Origin of the sequence: Microbacterium sp. USHLN272 (assembly GCF_037149655.1) — a bacterium.
GTDB classification, from domain to species: Bacteria; Actinomycetota; Actinomycetes; order Actinomycetales; family Microbacteriaceae; genus Microbacterium; species Microbacterium galbinum.
The window spans coordinates 1-23,817 of the sequence record NZ_JBBCRA010000004.1; the positions used below are offsets into that span (position 1 = coordinate 1).

Annotated in this window: 26 protein-coding genes; 12 read left to right on the forward strand and 14 right to left on the reverse strand. The window is 71.9% G+C overall.

What is annotated here, in order from left to right:
• Nucleotides 1–183: 183 nt before the first annotated feature.
• Nucleotides 184–357, forward strand: a complete 174-nt coding sequence (locus tag WFJ97_RS15610; protein ID WP_336642174.1) for a hypothetical protein — start codon at nucleotides 184–186, stop codon at nucleotides 355–357.
• Between the two features lie 152 nt (nucleotides 358–509).
• Here WFJ97_RS15610 and WFJ97_RS15615 read toward each other — a convergent pair whose 3' ends face one another.
• Nucleotides 510–995, reverse strand: coding sequence for a YfbM family protein (locus WFJ97_RS15615; RefSeq protein WP_336642175.1), 486 nt, complete (start codon nucleotides 993–995; stop codon nucleotides 510–512).
• 250 nt (nucleotides 996–1,245) lie between these two features.
• On the opposite strand from WFJ97_RS15615, the gene WFJ97_RS15620 reads away from it, so the two are divergent.
• Nucleotides 1,246–2,355 (forward strand): alcohol dehydrogenase catalytic domain-containing protein, encoded by a 1,110-nt coding sequence (locus WFJ97_RS15620; RefSeq protein ID WP_336642176.1) that lies wholly within the window; start codon nucleotides 1,246–1,248, stop codon nucleotides 2,353–2,355.
• A 46-nt stretch (nucleotides 2,356–2,401) separates the two neighbouring features.
• On the opposite strand, the gene WFJ97_RS15625 is transcribed toward WFJ97_RS15620, so the two are convergent.
• The gene (locus WFJ97_RS15625; RefSeq protein ID WP_336642177.1) at nucleotides 2,402–2,914 is read right to left on the reverse strand and encodes a CinA family protein; all 513 of its coding nucleotides are present in this window, start codon (nucleotides 2,912–2,914) and stop codon (nucleotides 2,402–2,404) included.
• On the reverse strand, nucleotides 2,911–3,483 hold the full coding sequence (locus tag WFJ97_RS15630; RefSeq protein WP_336642178.1) for an FHA domain-containing protein: 573 nt from the start codon (nucleotides 3,481–3,483) through the stop codon (nucleotides 2,911–2,913). Before WFJ97_RS15630 ends, WFJ97_RS15625 begins: the two co-directional genes overlap by 4 nt.
• Nucleotides 3,484–3,683: 200 nt before the next feature.
• Between WFJ97_RS15630 and WFJ97_RS15635 the strand changes: the two genes are divergently transcribed.
• The 3 genes from WFJ97_RS15635 to WFJ97_RS15645 all read left to right on the forward strand — a co-directional run bounded on the left by WFJ97_RS15635 (nucleotide 3,684) and on the right by WFJ97_RS15645 (nucleotide 6,095).
• On the forward strand, nucleotides 3,684–4,025 hold the full coding sequence (locus WFJ97_RS15635) for a DUF7882 family protein (protein WP_247625244.1): 342 nt from the start codon (nucleotides 3,684–3,686) through the stop codon (nucleotides 4,023–4,025).
• 136 nt (nucleotides 4,026–4,161) lie between these two features.
• Nucleotides 4,162–5,046 (forward strand): SDR family oxidoreductase, encoded by an 885-nt coding sequence (locus WFJ97_RS15640; RefSeq protein ID WP_336642179.1) that lies wholly within the window; start codon nucleotides 4,162–4,164, stop codon nucleotides 5,044–5,046.
• A gap of 35 nt (nucleotides 5,047–5,081) precedes the next feature.
• Complete coding sequence (locus tag WFJ97_RS15645) at nucleotides 5,082–6,095, forward strand: EamA family transporter (protein ID WP_336642180.1); 1,014 nt, start codon at nucleotides 5,082–5,084, stop codon at nucleotides 6,093–6,095.
• On the opposite strand, the gene WFJ97_RS15650 is transcribed toward WFJ97_RS15645, so the two are convergent.
• A complete protein-coding gene (locus tag WFJ97_RS15650) occupies nucleotides 6,067–6,876 on the reverse strand; it encodes a YidC/Oxa1 family membrane protein insertase (RefSeq protein WP_336642181.1) in 810 nt (269 codons plus the stop codon). The two genes, WFJ97_RS15645 and WFJ97_RS15650, sit on opposite strands and share 29 nt — an antisense overlap.
• Nucleotides 6,877–6,948: 72 nt before the next feature.
• Nucleotides 6,949–7,221 (reverse strand): DUF6412 domain-containing protein, encoded by a 273-nt coding sequence (locus WFJ97_RS15655; protein ID WP_247625240.1) that lies wholly within the window; start codon nucleotides 7,219–7,221, stop codon nucleotides 6,949–6,951.
• A 53-nt stretch (nucleotides 7,222–7,274) separates the two neighbouring features.
• Between WFJ97_RS15655 and WFJ97_RS15660 the strand changes: the two genes are divergently transcribed.
• From WFJ97_RS15660 to WFJ97_RS15670, 3 genes are read left to right on the forward strand one after another with little or no spacing between them, the layout of a single operon-like run.
• Nucleotides 7,275–8,327, forward strand: a complete 1,053-nt coding sequence (locus tag WFJ97_RS15660; RefSeq protein WP_336642182.1) for an NAD(P)H-dependent flavin oxidoreductase — start codon at nucleotides 7,275–7,277, stop codon at nucleotides 8,325–8,327.
• A 38-nt stretch (nucleotides 8,328–8,365) separates the two neighbouring features.
• The gene (locus WFJ97_RS15665) at nucleotides 8,366–8,623 is read left to right on the forward strand and encodes a type II toxin-antitoxin system Phd/YefM family antitoxin (RefSeq protein ID WP_247634045.1); all 258 of its coding nucleotides are present in this window, start codon (nucleotides 8,366–8,368) and stop codon (nucleotides 8,621–8,623) included.
• Nucleotides 8,620–9,039: a type II toxin-antitoxin system VapC family toxin gene (locus tag WFJ97_RS15670; RefSeq protein ID WP_247634046.1), complete on the forward strand. Its 420-nt coding sequence runs from the start codon at nucleotides 8,620–8,622 to the stop codon at nucleotides 9,037–9,039. Before WFJ97_RS15665 ends, WFJ97_RS15670 begins: the two co-directional genes overlap by 4 nt.
• Before the next feature lie 7 nt (nucleotides 9,040–9,046).
• On the opposite strand, the gene purU is transcribed toward WFJ97_RS15670, so the two are convergent.
• Complete coding sequence (gene purU, locus WFJ97_RS15675; protein ID WP_336642183.1) at nucleotides 9,047–9,898, reverse strand: formyltetrahydrofolate deformylase; 852 nt, start codon at nucleotides 9,896–9,898, stop codon at nucleotides 9,047–9,049.
• Between the two features lie 94 nt (nucleotides 9,899–9,992).
• On the opposite strand from purU, the gene WFJ97_RS15680 reads away from it, so the two are divergent.
• Nucleotides 9,993–10,460 carry a glutaminase gene (locus tag WFJ97_RS15680; RefSeq protein WP_247625237.1) on the forward strand — a complete coding sequence of 156 codons (468 nt, stop codon included), beginning with the start codon at nucleotides 9,993–9,995 and terminating at the stop codon, nucleotides 10,458–10,460.
• A 45-nt stretch (nucleotides 10,461–10,505) separates the two neighbouring features.
• On the opposite strand, the gene WFJ97_RS15685 is transcribed toward WFJ97_RS15680, so the two are convergent.
• From WFJ97_RS15685 to WFJ97_RS15710, 6 genes are all read right to left on the reverse strand, one after another.
• Nucleotides 10,506–11,222 (reverse strand): glutamine amidotransferase-related protein, encoded by a 717-nt coding sequence (locus WFJ97_RS15685; RefSeq protein ID WP_336642184.1) that lies wholly within the window; start codon nucleotides 11,220–11,222, stop codon nucleotides 10,506–10,508.
• 64 nt (nucleotides 11,223–11,286) lie between these two features.
• Complete coding sequence (locus WFJ97_RS15690) at nucleotides 11,287–12,015, reverse strand: LysR substrate-binding domain-containing protein (protein ID WP_336642185.1); 729 nt, start codon at nucleotides 12,013–12,015, stop codon at nucleotides 11,287–11,289.
• A gap of 56 nt (nucleotides 12,016–12,071) precedes the next feature.
• A complete protein-coding gene (locus WFJ97_RS15695; RefSeq protein WP_247625234.1) occupies nucleotides 12,072–12,479 on the reverse strand; it encodes a DapH/DapD/GlmU-related protein in 408 nt (135 codons plus the stop codon).
• A gap of 82 nt (nucleotides 12,480–12,561) precedes the next feature.
• The gene (locus WFJ97_RS15700; protein WP_336642186.1) at nucleotides 12,562–13,335 is read right to left on the reverse strand and encodes a DNA-formamidopyrimidine glycosylase family protein; all 774 of its coding nucleotides are present in this window, start codon (nucleotides 13,333–13,335) and stop codon (nucleotides 12,562–12,564) included.
• Nucleotides 13,335–14,156 (reverse strand): EI24 domain-containing protein, encoded by an 822-nt coding sequence (locus WFJ97_RS15705; protein WP_336642187.1) that lies wholly within the window; start codon nucleotides 14,154–14,156, stop codon nucleotides 13,335–13,337. Before WFJ97_RS15705 ends, WFJ97_RS15700 begins: the two co-directional genes overlap by 1 nt.
• Nucleotides 14,157–14,220: 64 nt before the next feature.
• Nucleotides 14,221–18,966, reverse strand: coding sequence for an ATP-dependent helicase (locus WFJ97_RS15710; RefSeq protein WP_336642188.1), 4,746 nt, complete (start codon nucleotides 18,964–18,966; stop codon nucleotides 14,221–14,223).
• A 69-nt stretch (nucleotides 18,967–19,035) separates the two neighbouring features.
• Between WFJ97_RS15710 and WFJ97_RS15715 the strand changes: the two genes are divergently transcribed.
• Both WFJ97_RS15715 and WFJ97_RS15720 read left to right on the forward strand, forming a co-directional pair.
• Nucleotides 19,036–19,443: a DUF6157 family protein gene (locus WFJ97_RS15715; RefSeq protein ID WP_247956783.1), complete on the forward strand. Its 408-nt coding sequence runs from the start codon at nucleotides 19,036–19,038 to the stop codon at nucleotides 19,441–19,443.
• 44 nt (nucleotides 19,444–19,487) lie between these two features.
• Nucleotides 19,488–20,567 (forward strand): hypothetical protein, encoded by a 1,080-nt coding sequence (locus tag WFJ97_RS15720; protein WP_336642189.1) that lies wholly within the window; start codon nucleotides 19,488–19,490, stop codon nucleotides 20,565–20,567.
• 15 nt (nucleotides 20,568–20,582) lie between these two features.
• On the opposite strand, the gene WFJ97_RS15725 is transcribed toward WFJ97_RS15720, so the two are convergent.
• Both WFJ97_RS15725 and WFJ97_RS15730 read right to left on the reverse strand, forming a co-directional pair.
• Nucleotides 20,583–22,184, reverse strand: coding sequence for an ABC-F family ATP-binding cassette domain-containing protein (locus WFJ97_RS15725; protein WP_336642190.1), 1,602 nt, complete (start codon nucleotides 22,182–22,184; stop codon nucleotides 20,583–20,585).
• A 269-nt stretch (nucleotides 22,185–22,453) separates the two neighbouring features.
• Nucleotides 22,454–23,110 carry an alpha/beta hydrolase gene (locus WFJ97_RS15730; protein ID WP_336642191.1) on the reverse strand — a complete coding sequence of 219 codons (657 nt, stop codon included), beginning with the start codon at nucleotides 23,108–23,110 and terminating at the stop codon, nucleotides 22,454–22,456.
• Nucleotides 23,111–23,203: 93 nt separating this feature from the next.
• On the opposite strand from WFJ97_RS15730, the gene WFJ97_RS15735 reads away from it, so the two are divergent.
• On the forward strand, nucleotides 23,204–23,815 hold the full coding sequence (locus WFJ97_RS15735) for a DUF4916 domain-containing protein (protein ID WP_247625226.1): 612 nt from the start codon (nucleotides 23,204–23,206) through the stop codon (nucleotides 23,813–23,815).
• Nucleotides 23,816–23,817: the final 2 nt, after the last annotated feature.

Consider the following 23,817-nt stretch of genomic DNA (forward strand, 5'->3'; position numbering starts at 1 on the left):
CCACCACCGCACCCTCGACACCTCCGGCTGGGAGATACGTATGCACAACGGCACACCCCACGTCCGCGGACCCGCCTGGTGGGACCCCCACCAACGCTGGCGAACACCCCGACCCGCACAGCGACCCGCACCACGCACCACCGCCAACGCGACAAAACAGCGAACCCGGCCACCGTTGCGCGCATGAACGCTGGTCGACTGCGACTGCGACTGCGACTGCGACTGCGACTGCGACTGCGACCGCGACTGCGACTGCGACCGCGGCCGCGACCGCAGCGCGACCGTGACCGCGACCGCAGTGCGACCGTGACCGCGACCGGTCGCCCGGTATCGGCCGCGAGCATCACCCGTCCGTGACCGGGCGCCTGAACGGCGCCATAAGCGACGGCTTCCGCGAACGACTCCCGTGAACGACTCCCGTGAACGACTCCCGTGAACGAGTCCCGTGGAAGATGTCCGCAAAACGACTTCCGCGACGATCTCCGCTGCCGGCCGGGCCCTGCAGCACCTCAGTAGATGCTGATCACCAGGTGGCGCTCGGCATCGGCGGCCTGCTGGTGCACGCGCCGCAGTTCGGCGAAAGCATCCGTCAGCTCGGCCCGCAGCTGCGCGGGGTCGTCGGTCCAGATGTTCGGGTAGACGCGCGCCGAGGCGAACGCGGCGAAGTCGACCCTCGCGAGCGCCTCGTCGAGGTCGACCGCGTCGAGGGCTTCGATGATCGGCTCGAGCTCGTCATTCTCTGTGCAGCCGACGAAGTCGTCACCGCCGAACGCGTGCACTCCCACGACGGCCTCGCTCAGCGGGTCGTCCTCGCGCGGAGCGGAAGCCGATACCCCGGTGAGCAAAAAGTGTAGGCCGTCCCACATCTTGTCGACGTAGACGGTGGGCGCACCGGCCTCTTCGAGTTCCTCGAGCGTCGACAGCAGAACCTCGGGCGACAGTGACACCAGCCGATCGAGCGTGCCCTCATCGATCAATGTGTATGCAGCCCTCATGCCCATCCGAACCCTCCCCGTTCGTCGCGGTACCGCTCCCAGCCTAGAGCGCACGCGAGCGGCACCGAGACACCCGGCGAATCCGAATCGGATCAGAGGTGAACAGCCGCTGAACACTCGCGGGTGCGCCCGAATGCGCCGTTCTCGTCCTGGAAGAGTCGGAGAAGACTCGGGGAACGAGATCGCACAGCTGACACGGGGGAGCGACATGGGGACGATGGTGACCCGCCCACCCGGGCATCGACGCGACGTGGCGCTGCGACCGGCGGCCACCGCGATGGTGTTCGTCGGCGAAGGACAGCCCCACGAGACGATCGCCGTGCCGGGTGTCGCGCTCTCGGACGGCGACGTGCTGGTCGCGGTCGAGCTGTCGACCATCTGTGGATCCGACGTGCACACGGTGCAGGGGCATCGACCCGCGCCGGTGCCGCTGGTGCTCGGTCACGAGAGCGTCGGCCGGGTCATCGCACTCGGCGACGCCGGGGCCGCCGCGACCGACGGCACGCCGCTGCGCATCGGCGACCGGGTGGTCTGGTCGATCACGGTGTCGTGCGCGAGCTGCGACCGGTGCCTGTGCGGCATGCCTCAGAAGTGCCGCACGCTCGCGAAGTACGGGCACGACCGCATCGGTGCGCACGGGGAGCTGACCGGAGCCTTCGGCAGCCATATGCAGTTGCGAGAGGGAACGACGATCGTGCGGGTGCCCGAGACGCTCCCGGCATCCGTGCTCGCTCCCGCGTCGTGCGCGACCGCGACCGCCTGGGCGGCCGTCGCCCGTGCGGCCCGGCATCGCGATCTGGACGGCGCACGGGTGCGCATCCACGGCGCCGGCCTCGTCGGGCTGTCCGCCGCCGCGATCGCCGCCGAGCAGGGGGCGCTCGTCGAGGTGCTCGACCCGAACGACGCGCGTCGCGCCCGCGCGCAGGAATGGCTGGCACCACGGGGAAGCCGGTCCCTGAGCGAGCGGAGCGAGACGAAGGGCGGTGCGCTACCCCTCGATGCCGCAGGCGGCCCCGAACCCGACGTCGTGATCGAGGCATCCGGTCACGCGGTCGCCGAAGCGCTCGACGGGGTCGCCGTCGGCGGGATCGTCGTGCTCGTCGGCAGCGTGTTCCCCGCCGACCGGGTGCCGCTCGACGCCGAGAGCATCGTGCGTCGACTCGTCACGGTCGCCGGTGTGCATAACTACACGGGCATCGACCTCGCCGAGGCGGTGGCGTTCCTCGCCGGGCGCGGACGCGCCTACCCCTTCGCGGATGCCGTGGGCGCCGTGCGGCCGCTCGCCGCTATCGACGAAGCGCTCGCCGAGGCATCCGCCCCGGGAGCGCCGCTACGCGTCGGGTTGCTACCGGGCCGCTGATCGACGCGGCGCGTCGGAGCGAAGCGCCCCGAGTGGGCATGCCGCCTCAGGAACTCGCGCGGCGAGGACCCGCCGCATGCATTCCCTCGATCCGCGCAGTCAGGAGGCGTACCGCCTGAACGACCGCCGACTCCATGACCTCCGCGGGATCGCCGGACAGCATCAGGGCGCGGTGACCGACACCATCGGCCGTTGCCCACCCGAGGAACACCGTTCCGGCGGGATGCCCGTTGTCGTCCGGTCCCGGACCGCCGACGCCCGTGGTCGCGACGCAGAGGTCGGCATCGAAGAGCTTTCGTGCGCCCTCTGCCATCTGCTCGGCGACCTCGGCCGAGCAGGGATCCAGGCCGGGGGTCACCCCGAGCACACGCTCCTTCTCGTCGGACTGGTACACGACCACTCCGCCGCCGAACCAGCGCCCGGCGTCATCACCCCCGCCGACCGCGCTCGCCAGTCGCCCCGATGTCAGAGACTCCGCCACGCAGATGCGCAATCGACGCTCGAGCGCCGTGCGACTCAGATGCCGGAGATCGTCGGACGAGTCGGCACCGTCCGTCACCTCGCGTCGTCCTCCGAGGTGTCCTCCGACGAGCTCTTCGCGGAGTCGTCAGGACCCGGCGTCTCCGCTGCGGGACCGTCGGGCGCGGCCTCGTCGTCGGGGCCCGCTGCCGCTTCGTCGTGCGCGTAGTCGGGTCGCGGCGGCTGCAGCGGCTGGTCGTCGTACTCGCCGCCCTTGCGCCCGCCGAACGGGCGGCCGTGGTCGGCGAACTCCTCGCGGTGGTACACGAACGTCCACGGTCCGGCGGTGAACCGCGCACCCGTGCGCAGGGTCTCCGTGCTCGGGGCGGAATGGGTGCCGTCGGCGTTGTCGCTCGCGTTGCGCTCGCCCTCGCCGTGCAGCTCGAGCACGTACTCATCGCGCTGGTCGTGGGTGATCGTGGCGTGCACGGGATCCGTGTCGGCGAGACGGAGTTCGTTGCCCGCCGCCGAGCCGATGCGCACGACGTCGACGTCGAGGAGGAACTCGGTGCGCTCGTCGTCTCGCGAGATGCGCAGCTTCGGTTCGCCCGCGCCCCACTCGGCGTGGGTCGTGGTGGGGGTGTAGCCCTCGGTGCCTGAATCGGTCATCCGTCATCGCCTCCTCGGCAGGTAATGGGACTCGACTCTAGGGTCTCGGCCGTCACCGTTGCAGGGGCTTGACTTCGCCCGGCCGGGGTGTCACGTGGACCCGGGTTCCGCGCGGGAACGTTGAGGGCATACGCTTATTCTCATGGGGTGATCCCGACGGCCGGGTCGGAGAACCGAAGCATCGCACCGAGGAGCACCTGATGGGGAAGTTCGTCTACGAAGGCGGAGTCAAGACCGAGATCGAGGACCGGGCGCTCACGCACCTGCAACTCGTCATCACCGCGAAGCTGCGCCGGGGCGAGCCGTTCCCGTTCAGCTGGCGCGAAGACGCGAGCGTCGGCGGCGGCCGCACGACCGTGTGGATCCAGCCGGCGAGCTCGCTGGTCTTCAAGTACTTCGGCAGCCGCCAGCCGTCGATCAACCGCGCGTGGATCGAAGCACTCGCCTTCACGGCCAACGCTCCCAGCGGTCTGTACCTCGTGCCCGAGCCGGCCGAGAACGGTGAGGCGCCGACGACGACCGAGATCCCGGCGGCGCCCTAGAGCTGAGCGCGGCCCCTCGTCGGAGCATCCGCCTGTCAACCCCCTGGAATCGGGTGGGCCGTGACGGCATCGTCGGTATCTCGCGCAACCGGATTTCTGCGCGCCGAGACCGACGATACGGAACCCAGGTGACAAGATGACCGACTCCACGACCGACCCCCGACATGCGCACCGCGAAGAGGGCTTCCCGGCGCAGCAGCAGCACCAGCCGGGCCTCACCGGGCTGACGCTGCCGACCCCCGATCACGGGGAGGCGAGCTACGTCGGCCACGGCCGACTCGACGGACGGCGGGCCCTGATCACCGGCGGCGATTCGGGCATCGGCCGCGCGGCGGCGATCGCATTCGCCCGCGAGGGCGCCGATGTCGCGATCGCGCATCTGCCGGAGGAGCAGGCGGATGCCGACGACACTGTGCGGCTGATCCGCGACGCGGGGCGCACCGGCGTGAGCCTCGCCGGAGACCTCCGCAACGACGAGTTCGCCGCCGCGATCGTGTCGCACACCCGCGAGGCGCTGGGCGGTCTCGACGTGCTCGTGCTCAACGCCGGGTATCAGCACGACATCGACGGGTTCGAGTCGATCGACCCCGATCGCATGCGCCGCGTGTTCGAGACGAACCTGGAGGGGATGCTGCTGACCGCCCGCGCCGCCTTCCCCGACCTCGAGCCCGGAGCGAGCATCATCGTCACCGCCTCGGTCCAGGCGTACAACCCCTCGCCCGGACTCATCGACTACGCGATGACGAAGGCCGCGCAGGTCGCATTCGTGCAGGCGCTCGCCGAAGAGGCGGGTCCCCGCGGCATCCGGGTGAACGCCGTCGCGCCGGGGCCGATCTGGACGCCGCTGATCCCCGCCACCGGATGGGACGAGGAGCGCCTCGCGACCTTCGGCCAGGACACCCCGCTCGGTCGCGCCGGGCAGCCGGCGGAGCTCGCTGGCGCGTACGTGTACCTCGCGTCCGCGGAGTCGTCGTACACCTCGGGCATCGTGCTGCCGGTCACCGGGGGCAAGCACCTCTGAGATCGCGCAGGGCGGCGCGGAGCTACGCTGGAGGAGTGCAGAAATCCGCGTCGTCCCGGACCCTGACGGGCGTCGCCCTCGTCATCGGTTCCTGCCTGTCGCTGCCCTTCGGGGCGGCCGTCGCGGCACAGCTCTTCCCGGTGCTCGGCCCGTGGGGCGTGACATCGTTGCGCGTGGCGATCGCCGCCCTCCTCCTGGTCGTCATCGTGCGCCCGCGACCCCGGCGCTGGACGCGACAGCAGTGGGCCGCGGCGCTGCTGTTCGGGCTCTCGCTGGCCGCGATGAACGGCTTCTTCTACGCCGCGATCGACCGCATCCCCCTGGGACCCGCCGTCGCGATCGAGTTCCTCGGCCCCCTCGTGCTGGCGGCCGTGCTCACCCGCAGGCTTCCGGATGCCGTCTGGGTCGGCGTCGCGGTGATCGGCATGGGGCTGCTCTTCGTCGACGGCGTCGTCGGCGCCGAACCGCTCGATCCGCTCGGCGTGGTGTTCATCCTCATCGCCGCCGGCTTCTGGGCCATGTACATCCGCACCAGCGCGAAGGTCGGGGCGGTGATCCCGGGCAGCGGCGGGCTCGCGATGGGGCTCGTCGTCGCCGCCGTGCTGCTGCTCCCGGTCGGCATCCCCACCGCGACCGTCGTCGCCGCCGACCCGCAGCTCCTGCTGCTGGCGGGGATCACCGCCGTGCTGTCGTCGGTGATCCCCTACAGCTTCGAACTCGCGGCGCTGCGCCGTCTGCCGCAACGGGTGTTCGGGGTGCTGTTGAGCCTGGAGCCCGCCTTCGCGACGCTGGCGGGGTGGCTCATCCTCGGTCAGGACGCGTCGCCTCTGCGCCTCCTCGCGATCGCCCTCGTCGTCGCCGCGAGCATCGGGACCACCCTCGGCATCCGGCGCGCGCGTCGGCGGGCGGACGACGCCGAGTCCGCAGCCGATCCCACGACCGAGCCGGGCGCCGGGCCAGTGACCGAGTCGGGCGCGGTTCCCGGCTCCGACCGCCGGAACGATCCCGAGACCGGGGTGTTCACCGCGCCGATACCCCTGCCCGACTGACCGGCGCTGCGGCACCCGCCGTGCCGGTGGTCGCGAGCGGGTAACGGCGACGCAGCAGCATCCGCTGGACGAGCGTCCACACGACCGTGACCGTCAGGTACAGCGCCGCGGCGAGCGGCACGAACACCGCGAACACGGCCGTCAGGTAGTGGAGCGACCCGAACACGCGCTGCATCGCGGGGGAGTTCATCGCCGCGCCCATCGATGAGTCGTCGTCGACGGGAGCGGGGCGGAACACGCGGCGCGTGACCTCCGCGGTTGCGATGATCACCAGCAGCAGCGCCCCGAACACGAGGAACGTCGCAGGCGTCGCCGTGCCCCCGAACACCGCGGAGACGAGGCTCGTCCCCAGCGGAGCCCCGAACAGGTCGTGCGTGAGCAGATCGTTCGGGTGCCCGGCGATCTCGGGGCGGATGAACAGCGTGTACAGGATGCCGACGACCGGGGCCTGCGCGAGCACCGGGAGCATGCCCGCGAACGGCGAGGTCTTCTCGTCACGGTAGAGCGCGAGCATCTCCTTCTGGAGTCGCTCGGGATTCTTCTTGTGGCGGCGCTGCAGGTCGCGCAGCTTCGGGGCGAGGCGGGCGCGCGTCTGCTCTGCCTTGGCGGTCGAGAAGCCGACCGGGATGAGCAGGGCGCGCACGAGCAGGGTGACGAGCACGACCGCCAGGGCTGCGGCGGATGCCCCGGCGAGGGGCTCGAGCAGGGTGGAGAGCCCGGCGAGGGCGCCGTAGGCGGCGTCGAGGAGGGCGGCGAGGGGCGGGAAAGCGAAGAGATCCATCGGAGTGTCCGTTCATGAGGTCGGGAGGGGTCGGCGAAAGCCGCGTGGTCCCTCCCGTTCCCGGGCGGAGGACTACGCGGGGATCGCGACTCCCGGCGCTCGCGGACGCGGGTGACCGGCCGCATCGGGATCGCTCTGCGCGAGCAGCGCGGACGCATCGATCGCGCGCCACGGATGCGGGGCGCGGGCATCGACGGTCGTGCGGATGCTCAGCGCGACGGCCAGCACGAGGGCGGTCACGGCGATGACGGCGATGGCCACACCGAGGGCGGCGGCATCCGGCATCGCGACGAGACCGAGGGTCGCGAGCAGCACGCTCAGCATCCGCTCGATCCACTCGCCCATGCTGCGAGGGTAGCACCGGGCCCTGGGCGCGAGGGCGGGAATAGGCTCGGAGCATGAGTGATCTGCGTGGCCTTCGTGAGCTTGTCGGTGTCGAGCATCCCATCGTGCAGGGGCCGTTCGGCGGGCTGTCGTCGGTCGCGCTCGCCGCGGCGGTCAGCGAGGCGGGCGGGCTCGGGTCGTTCGGTCTCTACGGCTACGACGGCGACCGCATCCGCGCCGTCGGAGCCGAGCTCCGCGCGGCCACCAGCCGACCCTTCGCACTCAACGTCTGGCTGCCCACGGGCGACGAGGTCGAGCCGAACGCCCAGCACATGATCTTCGCCCAGGCGCTGCAGCCGTTCTACGACGCGGTCGGCATCGAGACGCCGGCTCGACCGGACCGGTACCTCGCCCCGCTCGACGAGCAGCTCGACGCGATCTGGGAGCTCGCCCCCGCCGTGCTCAGCGTGGTCTTCGGTGTGCCCGGCGCCGAGGTGGTCGACGAAGCGCACCGCCGCGGCATCCGCGTCGTCGGAACGGCCACGACGGTCGCCGAGGCCGTAGCGCTGGAGGCGGGCGGTGTCGACGCGATCGTCGCGACCGGCATGGAGGCGGCGGGCCACCGGGTGTCATTCCTGCGGCCCGCCGAGGAATCCCTCGTCGGCACGTTCGCGCTCGTGCCGCAGGTCGTCGACGCGGTCTCGGTGCCCGTCATCGCCGCCGGTGGCATCGCCGATCGTCGCGGAGTGGCCGCGGTCTTCGCGCTGGGTGCGAGCGGGGTGCAGGTGGGCACCGCGTTCCTCGCGACCGACGAGTCGGCGGTCACCGCCGCGCACCGGGCGGCGATCCACGCGACGGCCGCCGACGAGACCGTGCTCACCCGCGCGATGAGCGGACGACTCGCGCGCGGCGCCCGCAATCGAGCCGTGCGCGCGATCGAGGCGAGCGGCACCATCGCGCCGTTCCCGATGCAGAACTGGCTGACCGGGAAGTTCCGCGCGGCTGCGGGGGAGCAGGGGTTCGGCGAGCTGCAGTCGCTGTGGATGGGGCAGGCCGCACCGCTCGTGCACCTCGAGACGGCGGGCGAGGTGTTCGCCGAACTCCGCGCGGGCGTTCCGCGGGGGTGACCTCTGTTCCTAGCCATGGACCTGGCTAGAATGGCGTCATGCCGGAGCACAACGTCTTGGATGCGCGCAACAGTCTCTCGCGCCTGATCGCCGAATCGCAGGCCGGTGAAGAGGTGGTCATCACCAAGCGCGGAACCCCGGTGGCTCGCCTCGTGCCGATCGGCCCGGTCGATGCCGTCCGCAGCGGACGCGTGCTCGTCGACTGGATCGAGGCGAACCGGCTGCCGGCGCGTTTGGCGACGGATGCCGCGGCCCTCGACGCCCAGATCGACGAGAACCGAGACTCCTGGGAATGATCTACGTCGACGCCTGCATCCTGATCTACGCGCTCGAAGACACCGGCGCCCGCGGTGACGCCGTGCGCGCTGCGCTGGCCGAGGTGGACGCGCCCGTGGCGTCGAGCCCGCTCGCCCTGCACGAGTGCCTCATCCGATCGCTGCGCGAGCGCAACGTCGAGGTGCGCGACCGGTACCTCGCGCTGTTCGATCACCTCGTGATGATCGATCTGGATACGGCAGTGTTCGTCCGCGCAGCCGAGTTGCGGGCGGACTTCGGACTGAAGACGCCGGACTCGTTGCACCTCGCCGCCGCGCAGCTCTCGGGCTGCACCGAGCTCTGGACCAACGATCGACGTCTGGCGACGGCATCCCGTGGCCTCGCCGTCGACGTCGTCGGCGGTTCCGGCGCCGCCGGTGCCGGCGTAGCTCGTTAAGGATTCCTTAAAGGATGACCGTCGAGCGGCCGTGCACGATCACGCGGTCCTCGGCGTGCCACTGCACCGCGCGGGCGAGCACGAGACGCTCGACCTCGGCGCCTCGGCTCTGCAGGTCGGCGGCGGACTCGCCGTGCGTCACGCGCGTGACGTCCTGCTCGATGATCGGCCCCTCGTCGAGGTCGGCCGTGGCGTAGTGGGCCGTGGCGCCGATCAGCTTCACGCCGCGATCCTTCGCCCGTGCATAAGGGTTCGCGCCGATGAAGGCCGGCAGGAACGAGTGGTGGATGTTGATGACCGGGGCGCCGACGCGCTCGATGAAGTCGTCGGTGAGGATCTGCATGTAGCGTGCGAGCACCACCAGATCGACGTTGCCCTGCAGCAGTTCGAGTTGACGGGACTCCATGGCGCCCTTGTCGCCCGAGGGGATGTGCACGAACGGCACACCGAACGATCGCACTGACTCGGCGAGGTCGGGGTGGTTCGAGACGACCATCGTGATGTCGATGTCGAGCTGACCGCGCTGCGTGCGCCACAGCAGCTCCATGAGGCAGTGGTCGTACTTCGACACGAAGATCGCGACGCGCTTGCGGCGGGAGACGTCGTGCAGCGACCACTCCATCGAGAAGCGCTCGGCGACCTGCGCGATGCTCGCCTCGAGCGCGGGGCGGGCAGCGGCGAGGCCCGGCAGGTGGATGACGGTGCGCTGGAAGAAGCGCCCGCCCTCGGAGTCCGTCGAGTGCTGATCGAGCGAGATGATGTTCGCTCCGTGCTCGGCCAGCACGTTGGCGACGGCCGCGACGATGCCGGGCTGGTCGTCGCACGCGATCAGAAGGCGAGCGGTATCGGGCTGTGACATGGCGTCTCCTCGGGGTGTGCATCGATTCTGCCGTGCGAGCGGCCCTCCCGGCGAATCGCGCCCGTCACGAGCCACCGCTCGCTAGCCTGGAGGGATGCATCCGACCGCTTCCGACCTGCTGACCCGCGCGGTCGCCGACCTCGCGGGCGCCCCGAAGGAGGGGCTCGGCGAGGAGCGCGACTCCCGTTGGCGGGGCAAGCGGATCGTGCGCGTCGGCGAGGCCTGGCACCTGGGCGTGCTGCTGCTCACCGACACGCACGCGCTCGCGACCGCCGAGGTGCTCCGCGCTGCCGACCCCGGTCGCCGCGGCTACACGGCCGAGTCGGCGCGCGAACGCGCCGAGCGCCGTGCCGAAGCCCTCAAGGGCGGCTTCGACGAGGGCGAGGTCGTGCACGTCGGGTGGAGCGTGATCGACGTCGACGCGGTGGATGCCGGGGGAGCCTCCGGGCCGCTCGCGCTGGTCGACGGCATCCCCTCGGTGCGATGGAGCGCCGCCGGGGGCTTCATGCCGCTCGAGGCATACCTGCGGGAGCGCGTCGAGCTGCTGCGCGGGGCGAGCTAGTCGCGCGCGTCCAGTGGTCGCGGGCGAACGCCACGGGTGCTCGGCTCAGGCGAACGTCTCGGCGAAGCGGCGCAGCAGCTCGGCGCCCTCGGTGACGGATGCCGACAGCACCTGCCCCTGCACGCGATCGAACTCCGCCGGGTCGAAGTACCCGGTCGTGCGGTAGAACGTCATGCGGTCGGCGAAGTCGCGCGGCGTGGGCTCCGGGTGGAACTGCGCGGCGTACAGGTGCGTGCCCACGCGGTACGCCTGCACCGGGCAGGAGTCGTTCGTGGCGAGCAGTTCGGCCCCCGGCGGGAGCGCGGCGGCGCTCTCCTTGTGCGCGGTGAAGACGGTGAGCGCGGGTGCGCTCGGACCGAACAGGGGGTCGGCGGCTCCGGCATCCGTCGTGCGGATCACGGTCGCGCTCGCCGATTCCGGAGTCGAGGTGACGACCTCGCCGCCGAGCAGGCGGGTGACGACGCCGATGCTGAAGCAGGTGAAGAACACGGCGGTCTCGGCCGCGATCGCGCGGCGGGCGATGCGCTCGAGGTCGGCCTCGACCCGCAGCTGCACGGCGGACTTCACGGTGTCGGAAACGTTGAACGGCGAACCGCCGACGACGATCCCGCGGTAGCCCTGCAAACGCTTCTCGTCGAGGGGCTCGTCGAGAAGATCGAGGCGATCGACCACGTCCACGCCGAGCGCGCGCCGGAACGAGGCGTGCTCGGCATCCGCGGCCCCGACCTCGGGTCGCACGCAGACGTAGAGAAGCGAGGACATCAGAAGATTCTAACGAGGGCGCGGCGGCCGGCCGGTCGGCGGTGACTCACCGTGACGACTGCGCTCACCGCGACGACTGCGCCGTGCGGCCGCGGACGATGCCGACGAACGTCTCGACGTCGGGCGTCGTGCGCTCGCGCACCCAGGCGAGGGCGACGGTCGAGGTCGGGCCGTCGACGAGCGGGCGGTAGTCGGCGTCCTTGCGGTGGTGCAGGCGCGCGAGCGACATGGGCACGACCACGGCGCCGGTACCGGTCGCCGCGGTGACGATGGCCTCGGCGGTGGACAGGGGCGCGAAACGCGGCGCGAGGGCACCCGGTGCATCGATCGCGGGCAGGGTGTCGTCGGTCAGCGCGATGAGCACTTCGCCGGCGAGATCCTCGAGGCGGAGTTCGTCGGCGGCGAGGAGGTGCGACTCGATCGATGCGACGACCACGGGAACCTCGTCGTACAGCGGGATGACGTGCAGAGTGTCGACGGTGTCCGCCCCGAGGGGCAGGCGCACGAGGGCGGCGTCGAGCCCGCCGATCGCGGCATCCTGATCGGCCACCTCGACCGGCACGACCTCGAGCGGGACATGCGGCATGCGCTGCTTCCAGGCATCGATCCACTTGCCCGGCGTCGCGCCGGGTACGACGCCGAGGCGGAACGTGCGCGGCTCCTCCGGAACGGAGGCCGGGGCGTCGAAGACGACCTTCTTCGCCTGCTTCGGCTGGCCGGGCCGGCGCTTCTGCTGCGGCGGCTTCGTCGTCTTCTGCGGGCGCCGCTGCGGTCGCCGTCCCTGAGTCGCCATGCGATCAAGGGTATCCGGCGACCGCGCGGTCGGGTGCCGCGGTGGTCAGCGATGCGTCAGGCGGCGAGCCAGAGGCCCTTGCGGTTCGTCGCGACGGTGAGACCGGCCGCGACCGTCTCGTCGTCGCCGATGCGTGCGCCGCGCACGATGCGCGCGCCCGCGCCGATCTCGGTGCGGACGCCGATGTGCGCGCCATCGCCGACGGCCGCGCCCTCGCCGATGTGCGCGTGCGCCTCGATGTGCGCTCCGTCGCCGATCACGGCATCCGGTTCGATCCACGCGCCGCGCGCGATGGTGGCTCCGGCGCCGATGCGTGCGCCGGGTTCGATGTAGGCGCCGGCTTCGATGTGCGCCTTCGGGTGCACCTTCGCGCCGTGCGCGACGAGTCCTCGGCCGTTGGCGTGCTTGCGGTAGCGCAGCGTGTCGCCTCGGTCGTTCTCGATGTCGACGTAGTTCTTGCCCACGATTCCTCCCGTGCTCCGGGGTTTTCCCCAGTGCTATCAATAACCACGCGCCTACGGGATTCATTCCCCGGTATGGAACCGGTCAGCGTTGGCACACGGGGCACCAGAAGGTGATGCGCTCACGCGTCGGATCCGCGCCCTGTTCGCCCCGTCGGATGAGCGTTCCGCACCGTCGGCACGGTCGCCCCGCGCGGCCGTAGACCCAGGTGGCCTGGCCCGGCCGATCGATGCCGGTGAACGTGCGATTGCGGCGGTCGCGGTTGGCACGGATCGTGCGCGTGCCGAGGTCGAGAAGGGCCGCGGCGTCGACCTCCGAGGCCGGCGTGGTCGGCAGGATTCCACGCAGGAACAGGAGTTCCGCGGCGTACTCGTTGCCGAAGCCCGCGACGTTGCGCTGGTCGAGCAGGGCGACGTGGATGCTGCGCGCATCGGCCGAGATGCGCCGGGCCGCCTCTGCGGGATTCCAGTCGGCGGAGAGCGGATCGGGGCCGAGGTAGCCCACGAGATCGTCTTCGTCGCGAGTGGGCACCAACTCGATCTCGGCGATGTCGACGCCGACCGCTTCGCGCTCGGCCGTGCCGACGATCGCGCGGACCTTGAACGCCGGATGCCGCCACTTCTCACCCGGTCGGTAGACGAACCACGCACCGTCCATGCGCAGATGGGAATGCAGCGTGCTCTCGCCGATACGCAGGAGCAGGTGCTTGCCCCGAGGTGCCGCTCCGTGCACCGTCTGGCCCGTGAGATCGGCCGTCGCGAAGCGCGGCACCCGCAGGTCGAATCGCGTCACGGTGCCACCGGCCAACGCCTCGTCGAGCCGCCGCGCCGTGCGGAAGACGGTATCTCCCTCGGGCATCAGCGGGGTCCGGCCGGGGGCGGGGGCGGGGGAGCGCTCGGCGCCGGAAGGTCGTGGTTCTGCATGCTGCGGCTGCGTTCCTGCATGCTGCCGCTGCGTTCTTGCATGCTGCGGCTGAGCATCGTCGAACCGGCGACGGCGGCGGGCATGACCGCGACGGCACCGCCGGGCACGAGGAAGCAGAGCTGGGTGGCGACGCCGAAGCCGAGCACGCGCGCTCGGCTGCCCGCGAACAGAGCGGCGCGGTCGGCGGGGGTGAGGTCTCGGGCGTCGAACGCGCGCCCGGTGAGTTCGCGTGCGAGGAGGCGTCCCGAGAGCACCACGCCGAGCACGGGGCCGACGAAACCGCCCACGAGGGGCAGGAGGCCGGCGATCAGTACGACGACCGCGATGAGCACCCCCAGCACCACAAGGCGCAGGCCCTCGCCGATCGTCGTCCAGAAGCTGCCGCCGTCGGTCGGCGGCGGATCGCCGAGGTCGACCTCGACCGCGTGCCAGATGCGCTGATAGAAGGGATCGCCGATGGTGAGGGTCAGGGCCGTGAACACGGCGCTCGCGAGGAAGACGGCGGCGGCGACGATGACGAACCCGACCGCGGTGCGGAACAACGACCGCCAGGGCTCGACCCAGCCGTCGGCGAAGGGCGTGGCCCACGCCGTGATCGACCCCATGCCCAGCACCAGCGGGAGGATCGCGGCGATGAGCAGCACGAGGGCAATGACCGCCGGCACGAGCCCCAGCGCCATGAGTCCGGGGCGGGTGCGCCATACGGAGAACCCGCGCAGCAGAAGGCGGACGCCGGTGACGAACTCTCGGATCATGACTCTCACAGTAGAGGGGGGGCGGATGAGCGGGCGGTGGCGGGCGGGCAGAGGCGGGTGCGGGTCACACCGCCTTGCGGAGCGTGAAACCGCGCGGTGTCGCGACGAACCCGGCATCCTGCAGGGCGAGAGCGAGCGGGGTGCCGTAGACGCCCTCTCCGTCGATCTTCTCGACCGTGAGGGTGTCGAGCCGTCGAGCACGGGCGGTGGCGGCGAGGTCGGCGGCGGCGGCGCGCAGCACCTCGGCATCGTCGGTGAAGGACAGCACCGTGCGCCCGCCGCGCTCGAGATACAGCACGAGGGCGCCGTCGACGATGACCACGAGCCCGCCGGCCTTGCGCCCGGGGCGGTGCGAGACGCCGTCGCGGCGCGGCCAGCCGAGGGCCGCCCCGTAGGGGTTCGCGGGGTCGGTCGCGGCGAGGGTGACGGCCTTGCGGGGCGGCGGGTCGGCGAGACCCGCGAACGTGCGCAGGCGGTCGACGGTGGCGGATGCCGCGAACTGCGCCGCCCCCAGCTTCTCGATCACGTAGCCGCGGCGGCAGTGCCCGGCCTCCTCGAAGCCGGCGAGCACCCGGTACGCCTGGGCGAACCCGCCCGGTACGCCCTCGGCCTGCACGGCACCGCGCGTCACGACGCCGTAGCGGTCGAGCAGGAGCCCGGCGGTCACGGTCGCACGGCGGGCGGGGTCGGTCTCGGCGGCGGGGAGGAGCGACCAGCGTCCGCCGATCGCGGTGGGGCGCGCGGGGGTGCGGCCCAGGGAGACGCCGCGGTACGTGCGCGTGCGCGGGGCGCGGCGGGTCACCCGGTGCGCCTGCGACCCGCCCGCGAGGAGCGAGCGGATCGGAGCGAACGTGTCGTTGGTGACGTGCCCCGACCAGGTGAGCGACCACAGCGCCTCGAGCACCGACTGCTCGTTCTCGGCACCGGTCATCTCCTTGAGCTGCGCCGCGAAGTACGCACCGCCGATCCCGCCGGCCGCGCCGATGCTCCCGCCGGCCCCGGGGGTCGCGGCGTCGTCGCGCGCACCCGGCCCGCCGAGAGCCCCGAGCAGGCGGGCTTCGAGCGAGTCGGCCGCGATCTCGGCGTCGGGCTCGGGAAGTGTGAACGGCGCGAGATCGGCGGGGTGCAGCGACACCCATCCGTCGCGCCCGGGGAGCGTGCCGTGCCCCGACCAGATGACCTCTCCCGAGGAGGTGAGTTCGTCGAGCATGCCCGGGGTGTAGTCCCGCACGCGGGAGGGCAGCACCAGGGACTCCCAGGCGCTCGCGGGGATGGGCACCCCGGCGAACTGCTCGATCACGGCGAGCACGCCGTCGATGCCCTCGAGCGGGCGGGTGAGGTGCTGCCAGTCGGGCAGGAAGCGCGCGTACGCTTCGGGCGAGACCGGTTCGACGCTGCCGCGGATGGCAGCCAGCGACCGCATGCGCAGGCGGCGCAGCACCTCGGTGTCGCACCACTCGATGTCGTCGCGGGTTCCTGCGGCCGCTCCCGCCGCCCCGGAGGAGCCGGTGGCCGGGGCCGATGCCTCGGGCAGGAAGTAACCGCTCGTGAGACGGCCCGCATTCTCGAGCCGCTGGAGCGTGTGCCGCGCGACGGCCGCGCCGATGCCGAAGCGGGTGGCGACGGCATCCGTCGTGAAGGGGCCGTGCGTGCGCGCGTGACGCGCGACGAGGTCGCCGAGCGGATCGGCCAGCGGCTCGAGGAACGCGACCGGGATGCCGGTGGGGAGCGCCGCGCCGAGCGCATCGCGGAGGCGCCCGGCGTCTTCGATCGCCGCGATGCGCTGCACTCCGGCGATCGTCACGGGGATCGCGCGCCGGGCCTGCACGAGCGCGTCGAGGTGGGCCGCGGCGACGGCCTCGTTCGGTTCGTGACCGTTTTCCGGTCCGCGATCGGCATCCGAGTCGCGATCGCCCTCCGGCGCGAGCCGCGCGGCGACCTCGGCGGCGTCGAGCGGTCCGAGCAGGCGCAGCAGATCGGCCGTGCCCTCGACTCCGCGCGCGCGGCGCTCGGGGTCGAGGCGCTGCGCCTCGCGTTCGAACTGGGCGATGACCTCGGGATCGAGCAGCTCGCGCAGCTCGACGGTGCCGAGCAGCTCGCCCAGCAGGGCGGGATCGACCGAGAGCGCGGCGGCCCGGCGCTCGGCGAGCGGGGAGTCGCCCTCGTACATGAACGCGCCCACGTAGCCGAAGAGCAGGTCGCGGGCGAACGGCGAGGGCTGCGCGGGCTGCGTCTCGACGAGGCGGATGCGCCGGTCGGCGATGGAGGTCGCGAGCCGCCGCAGCGAGGGCAGGTCGTACACGTCCTGCAGCACTTCGCGGAGCGTCTCGAGGATCACCGGGAACGTCGGATGCCGGCGCGCCACCTCGAGCAGCTGCGCCGAGCGCTGGCGCTGCTGCCAGAGCGGGGTGCGGCGGTTGGGGTTGGTGCGCGGCATGAGCAGCGCGCGGGCCGCGCACTCGCGGAAGCGCGAGGCGAAGAGCGCCGAACCTCCGACCTCCTCCGTCACCAGGTGCTCGATCTCGTCGGGGTCGAAGACGAACAGCTCGGCGCCGGGCGGTTCGGCCTCGGCATCCGGGATGCGCACGATGATGCCGTCGTCGCTCGCGACCGCAGACCCCTCGACGCCCAGGCGTTCGCGCACCCGGGCGTTGATCGCCAGCGCCCACGGTGCGTGCACCTTCATGCCGTAGGGGGAGTGCAGGATCACGCGCCAGTCGCCGACCTCGTCGCGGCCGCGCTCGACCGTGAGCGTGCGATCGGTCGGGAGGGTGCCCGTGGCCTCGCGCTGCTCGCTGAGGTGGGCGAGCAGATTCGCGCGGGCCTGCTCGTCGAGCCCGGCGTCGATGAGGCGCTGCGCCGCCTTCTCGGGGGTCGCCGCCGACACCTCGCGCGAGAACGCGCCGAGGGCCTCGCCCAGTTCGAACGGTCGCCCGATGCCGTCGCCGTGCCAGAACGGCACCTTGCCGGGCTGGCCGTACGCGGGGATCACGTTCACGCGGTCGTGCGTGATCTCGGCGATCCGCCAGCTGGTCGTGCCGAGCGTGAACACATCGCCCACGCGTGATTCGTAGACCATCTCCTCGTCGAGCTCGCCGACCCGGGCGCCCGTCGACTCGCCCGCCACGAACACCCCGAACAGCCCGCGGTCGGGGATCGTGCCGCCGCTCGTGACCGCGATGCGCTGCGCGCCCGGACGGCCCGTGAGCGTGCCGGCGTCGCGATCCCAGACCAGGCGCGGGCGCAGCTCGGCGAACTCGTCGGACGGGAAGCGCCCGGCGAGCAGATCGAGCGTCGCCTCGTACGCCGACCGCGGGAGCGACTGGAACGGCGCCGAGCGGCGCACCGTCTCGAACCACTCCTCGACGCTGATGGCTCCCAGCGCGCTCGCCGCGACGGTCTGCTGGGCGAGGATGTCGAGCGGGTTGCGGGGCACCTGGATGGCCTCGATCTTGCCCGCCAGCATCCGCTCGGTCACGATCGCGGTGTGCAGCACGTCACCCCGGTGCTTCGGGAACAGCGCCGCCCGGCTGATCTCGCCGACCTGGTGCCCGGCCCGGCCGACGCGCTGGAGGCCCGATGCCGCCGACGGTGGAGCCTCGACCTGGATGACGAGGTCGACGGCCCCCATGTCGATGCCGAGTTCGAGGCTGCTCGTCGCGACGACGCAGCGCAGCACGCCCGACTTGAGCTCCTCCTCGACGAGAGCGCGCTGCTCCTTCGAGACAGAGCCGTGGTGCGCCTTGGCCAGCACGGGATCGGCGCCCGCGGTGGCTCCCGCCTGCGCCATCATCTGGGCGGGGACCGTCTGGTCGGGCAGCTCGACACCGGTGCGCTCGGAGTAGATCTCGTTCAACCGGCCGGTCAGGCGCTCGGCGAGGCGGCGCGAGTTCGCGAACACGATCGTCGAGTTGTTCTGCAGGATGCGATCAACGATCGCCTCCTCGACGTGCGGCCAGACCGATCCCGTCACCTCGGTGTACTCGGCATCCGCTGTCGGGGAGTCGGCACCGCTGCCCGGAGGCGGCGGCGGATTCGTCATGTCGTCCATCGGCACGACGACGCCCAGCTCGAAGGTCTTCGATGCCCGGGGCGCCACGATCTCGACGGGCGCGGAACCGCCGAGGAAGCGGGCGACCTCGTCGATCGGGCGCACGGTCGCCGAGAGGCCGATGCGCTGCGCCGGGGCCTCGGCACCGTACGACGACCGCAGCGCGTCGAGGCGTTCGAGGCTCACCGCCAGGTGGGCGCCGCGCTTGGTGGCGGCGACCGCGTGCACCTCGTCGATGATGACGGTGTGCACGCCGCGCAGCGTCTCGCCCGCGCGGCTCGTGAGCATGAGGTAGAGCGATTCGGGCGTGGTGATGAGGATGTCGGGCGGATCGGAGACCAGCTTGCGCCGGTCGCTCGAGGTGGTGTCGCCCGAGCGGACACCGACGGTCACCGTCGGCGACGGAGCCCCGAGCCGCCGGGCCGACTGCCCGATGCCGACGAGCGGGGAGCGCAGATTGCGCTCGACGTCGACGCCCAGCGCCTTGAGCGGCGAGATGTACAGGATGCGCGTGCGCGGGGCGTCGTCCTTCTTCTTCGCGGGTGCATCCGGTTCGGCCATGCGCTCGCGGAAGACGCTGTCGATCGCCCAGAGGAACGCCGACAGCGTCTTGCCCGAGCCCGTCGGCGCGACCACGAGGGCGTGTTTGCCCGCCGAGATCGCCTCCCACGCACCCGCCTGCGCGGGAGTGGGCGCGGGGAACGCACCCCGGAACCAATCCTGCGTGGGCGGGGTGAAGCGCTCGAGCACGTCACTCATACGTCCATCTTGGCCCGGGCCACCGACATGGGCTCGACGGTTGTCGGAGGCGGGGCGCATGCTGTATCCATGGCGCACACCACGAACTACCGCGACGCGTTCATCGAGGTCGCCGAGGACTGCCCGACCGATCACGCGGTCGAGCCGCCCGCGAGCGAGAAGCCCACGATCGCCGCCCTGCACTACCGGCTGATCGCCGAGCATCCGTACGGCCGCACGTCGGACGACGTGGTGTTCGAGACGTTCGCCCTGCGAGCGGGAATCGCCGTCGACGACGCCGTCGAGCGCGCCCTGTTCTTCTCCGTCGGGCGCCCCTGCCTGCGTTCCTCGCCGCTCGGCAAGCGCTACGGCTGGGGCCTCCACCACGACGCTCAGGGCCGTGTCGCCCTCGTCGCGCGCGAATCCGACGACTATGCGCTCCACGCCGCCGACCCCGAGATCTCCCACATGCGGGCGATGCGGAGCAGGCGGCCCTGACGGCATGACCGATACGGTGGGTGCAGATCGACCAGGGGGAGACGATGACCGATCCGCATGCACCGCAGCCTGCCCACGGCGTTCCGGCGCCGCAGAATTCCACGCCGCAGCATCCATCGCCGCCTCATCCCGGCGCGCACACCGCGCACCCCGGGTCGCCGCGCCGTACCCGCGCGGGTGCGTGGATCCTCCTGTGGGTGTTCGTCGGAGCCGCGGTCCTCGCGGCGGTGATCGCCGGTGTCCTGGTGGCGGTGAACGGTGCGAACCGCGGGCCGAGCGCCGGTGAGGTCGCCGAGCAATACCTCCAGCACATCGCCGACGGCGACGCCACCGCGGCCGCGGCTCTCGTGGCACCCCGGCCGCAGGAGATCGAGAAGCTGGACGACCCGTCGATGCTGACCGACGAGGTGCTCGGCGCCGCGACCGAACGGATTCGGGACGTCGTCGTCGATGCCCCCGCAGACGCCGATGACGCCGCGAGCGTCACGAGCGTGGACGTGTCCTTCGCCCTGGCGGGAGAGCGGCACGACACGACCCTCTCGCTCGCCCGCGACGAGGAGTCCGGGCAGTGGCAGGTCAGGACTGCGCTGACCGACCGCTTCATCGTCACGGAGGAGGACCCGGCGTTCCTCCTCGGCGGTGTCGAGACGCCGACGGTCGATTCGGGCGAGGTCCTGCCGCTCGCGCTGTACCCGGCGGTGTACCCGGTCGCGGCGATCGATGACACGTTCTACGAGACGGATATCGACGAACTCGTCATCACCGGCGCGCCGGACGGAACGCGGAAGGTCGCCGTCGTCCCGAACGCGAACTTCTCGGAGGAGGTGCAGCGCCAAGTCGACGCGCATCTCGACGAGTGCGCCACGCAGACCACCTGGCGGGTCGACGGATGCCCGTTGAGCGCGCCGCTGGACGCCCGCACCGTCGAGGTCGAATGGACCGTCGATACGTACCCGACCGTCGAGTTGCTGCTCGACGGCGAGATGTTCGTCGCACGGGGAGGAGCCGTCCGGGCCGTCTACGCCCCGGCGGATGCCGCGGAGCCGGTGACCTTCGAGGGCGAGCTGTCGACGAGCGGCACGGTCGAGGTCAGCGGGAGCGCGCTCGTCGTGACCTTCGAGTGAGCGCGCTCCGGCCGCTCACACCTCCTGCAGCATCCCCTCGCCGTCGATCTCGAGAGTGAGGTCGAGAGCGAGACGGGAGAGGAAGGCGTCGTCGTGGCTCACGACGAGCACGGCGCCGCGGTACGCCGTCAGCGCGTCGACGAGCTGGTCGACCGTGTCGAGGTCGAGGTTGTTCGTCGGCTCGTCGAGCACCACGAGCTGCGGCGCGGGATCCGCCAGCAGCAGCGTCGCCAGCGCGACGCGGAAGCGCTCGCCTCCCGACAGGGCCCCCACCCGCCGGTCGGCCGTCGCGCCGCGGATGAGGAAGCGTGCGAGCCGATTGCGCAACTCCTTCTCGGGCACGTGCGGGGCGGCCGCGGCGATGTTCTCGAACACGGTGAGCGTCCCGTCGAGGCCGTCGACCCGCTGCGGCAGGTAGCCGATGTGATCGACGTGCGCGGCGGCAACCGCCCGTCCGTCCTCCGCCGCGGCCCCGGCGACCAGGCGCTCCAGCAGGGTCGTCTTGCCCGCACCGTTGCGCCCGATCAGCGCGACCCGCTCGGGGCCCTGCACGACCCACGACCTCTCCGCATCGGCGATCGTCGCGATGCGGCGGCTGCGCGAGACCTGCGGGTCGGGAAGCTCGATCTTCATCGACGCCTCGGCGCGCACGCGGCGCCCCGCCTCATCGAGGGCGGCGCGTGCGGCAGCCTCCTTCGCCCCGACCTCGGTGCGCAGCTTGCCGGCCGACACCTCCGCGGCCATCTTCCGGCCGTGCGCGATGATCTTCGGCACGCGCTTCTCGATCTCGGCCTTGCGGGCCGTGCGCGCACGGTGCGCGAGCTTGGTCTCCGCCTCGATGCGCTGGCGCTTCTCCTTGCGCACGACCTGGGCGGCATCGCGCTCGGCCTGTCGCGCGGCATCCTGCTCGGCGTCCAGCCACGCGCGCCATTCGGAGTACGGCCCGCCGAACACGCTCAGCGTGCGGCCGAACAGTTCGGCGGTGTCGTCCATCCTGTCGAGCAGCGAGACGTCATGGCTGACGACGATGAGCGTGCCCTTCCACGAGGTCACCATCGCGGCGAGCTTCGCACGGGCGTCGCGGTCGAGGTTGTTGGTGGGTTCGTCGAGGAGCGTGATCGGGGCGCGCCGCAGACGGATGCCGGCGATCGCCACGAGCACCGCCTCACCGCCCGAGAGCTCCCCGACGCGACGGTCGAGGAACTCGGGCGAGAGACCGGCCTCGGCGAGGGATGCCGCGGCTCGCGCCTCGATGTCCCAGTCGTCGCCCACCGCGTCGAAGTGGGCGGGGTCGACGTCGCCCGCCGCGATCGCGCGGACGGCATCGAGCGCCGCCCCGACCCCGAGCAGGTCGGCGACGCGTCGTTCGACGTCGAGCGTGAGCTGCTGCGGCAGGTACGCGACGTCACCGGTGGTGGTCACCGTGCCCGCCGTCGGGTCGAGTTCGCCGGCGATGAGGCGGAGCAGGGTGGACTTTCCGGCGCCGTTGCGGCCGACGAGGCCGGTGCGACCCGCGCCGAAGGCGCCCGACACGGAATCGAGGGCGGTGGAGCCGTCGGGCCAGGCGAAGGTGAGGCGGTCGAGCGTGACCGATGCGTGAAGGGTGGGGGTTGACACGGTGTGTCTCCTGTCGAGTGCGAAGATGCACTGACACCGGGCCTGCACGGCGGGTCTCCTGCGCGGCGCCGTCGAAGGCGGGAGGAGAGCGGCCGGGTGGAGTCGGCGATCGTCGGGTCAGCGCGCGGAAAGAGGAGCGCGGAGGCGACGGATCAGATCAAAGGACTTCCAGACACGGCGGACAGGACGTGACGACGATACCTCCGGCGGATGCCGTCGTGCAACCCGGGCGTGTCGCGCCGGAGCGCCGTGACCGAGGGCCGCGCGGGTCACTCGCCGGCGATGCCCTCGAGCCAGAGCGCGAGGAACTGGTGCACGTCGCCCAGTTCCTCTTCGGAGATGCTGTGCGTGAGCCCGGTGTATACCCTGCCGGAGAGCGTGGAGTGGTCGGGGAGCCACAGCGAGGTGTGCGTGATGAGCGCCTCGGGGATCACGTCGTCGGCCGATCCGCGGCCCCAGAACACCGACGGACGCAGCTCGCGCAGGGCCTCGTCGCCGGGCAGGTCGCCCGGGGTGGCGTAGCCGCTCAGGGCGACGACCGCGCCGAGCCGCTCGGGGGCGAGACGCAGCGTCTGGAGGGCGACGGCCGCGCCCTGCGAGAAGCCGAGGAGTGCCACCGACGACGCGTCGGCGGCGGCGACGTCGAGCCAGCGGAGGAACGCGCGGGCGGCGACCGTGACGTCTTCGGGCCGACGACCGTTCAGACCCTCGATGGGGTACCAGGACCGGCCCGGCATCGGGAACGGAGGGGCGAGGGGTGCAGCGACGGATGCCACGGCGATGTCCGCGGGCAGATACGGGGCCAGGCCGATGAGGTCGTGCTCGTCGGCGCCGTAGCCGTGCAGCAGCACCAGCAGCGGCTTGCCCGCGCGGTCGCCCGGCACCCACCGGGTCGCGGCGTCGTCGATCGTCAGCTCCTCGCTCATGCCGTCCATCCTGCCAGGGGTCGCCGACACCGGCCCGGCCCCCGGCACGGCATGGCCATAGGGGAAGTCGGATGCTGCTGGTAGAAAGGACACATGGCGGTGCGCACACCTGATCCCGACCCCGAGCCCGACGACGACGGCCTCGGCGGATTCGGCGACGGTGCCCCGCAGCCTCCGGCGCCCGACGCGAACCCCGGGTGGCTGAGCGACGTCGAGCTCGAGGAGGCGCGCCGGCACCTGCCGATGCTCTACGTCGAGGCGATCCCGGTGCGCACCGACGGATCCGGCCAGGTGAGCGAGATCGGCATCCTGCTCCGCTCGACGCCCCTGGGTGAGATGACGCGCACGATCGTCTCGGGCCGCGTGCGCTTCGGCGAGACCATCCGCGACGCGCTGTTCCGCCACGTCGAGAACGACCTCGGTCCGATGGCGTTCCCGCTGCTCCCGCCCCAGCCCCTGCCGTTCACGGTGGCCGAGTACTTCCCGATCCCCGGCGTGAGCGCCTACCACGACGACCGGCAGCACGCCGTGTCGCTCGCCTTCGTGGTGCCGGTCACCGGTACCTGCGAACCTCGTCAGGATGCCCTCGAGGTCACCTGGTTCTCGCCCGAGGCCGCCGGCTCAGACGCGGTCTGGTCGGAGATGGAGGGCGGCCGCGGCACGCTCATCCGGCAGGCGCTCGCGAGTCTCGGCCTGCTGCGCTGAGA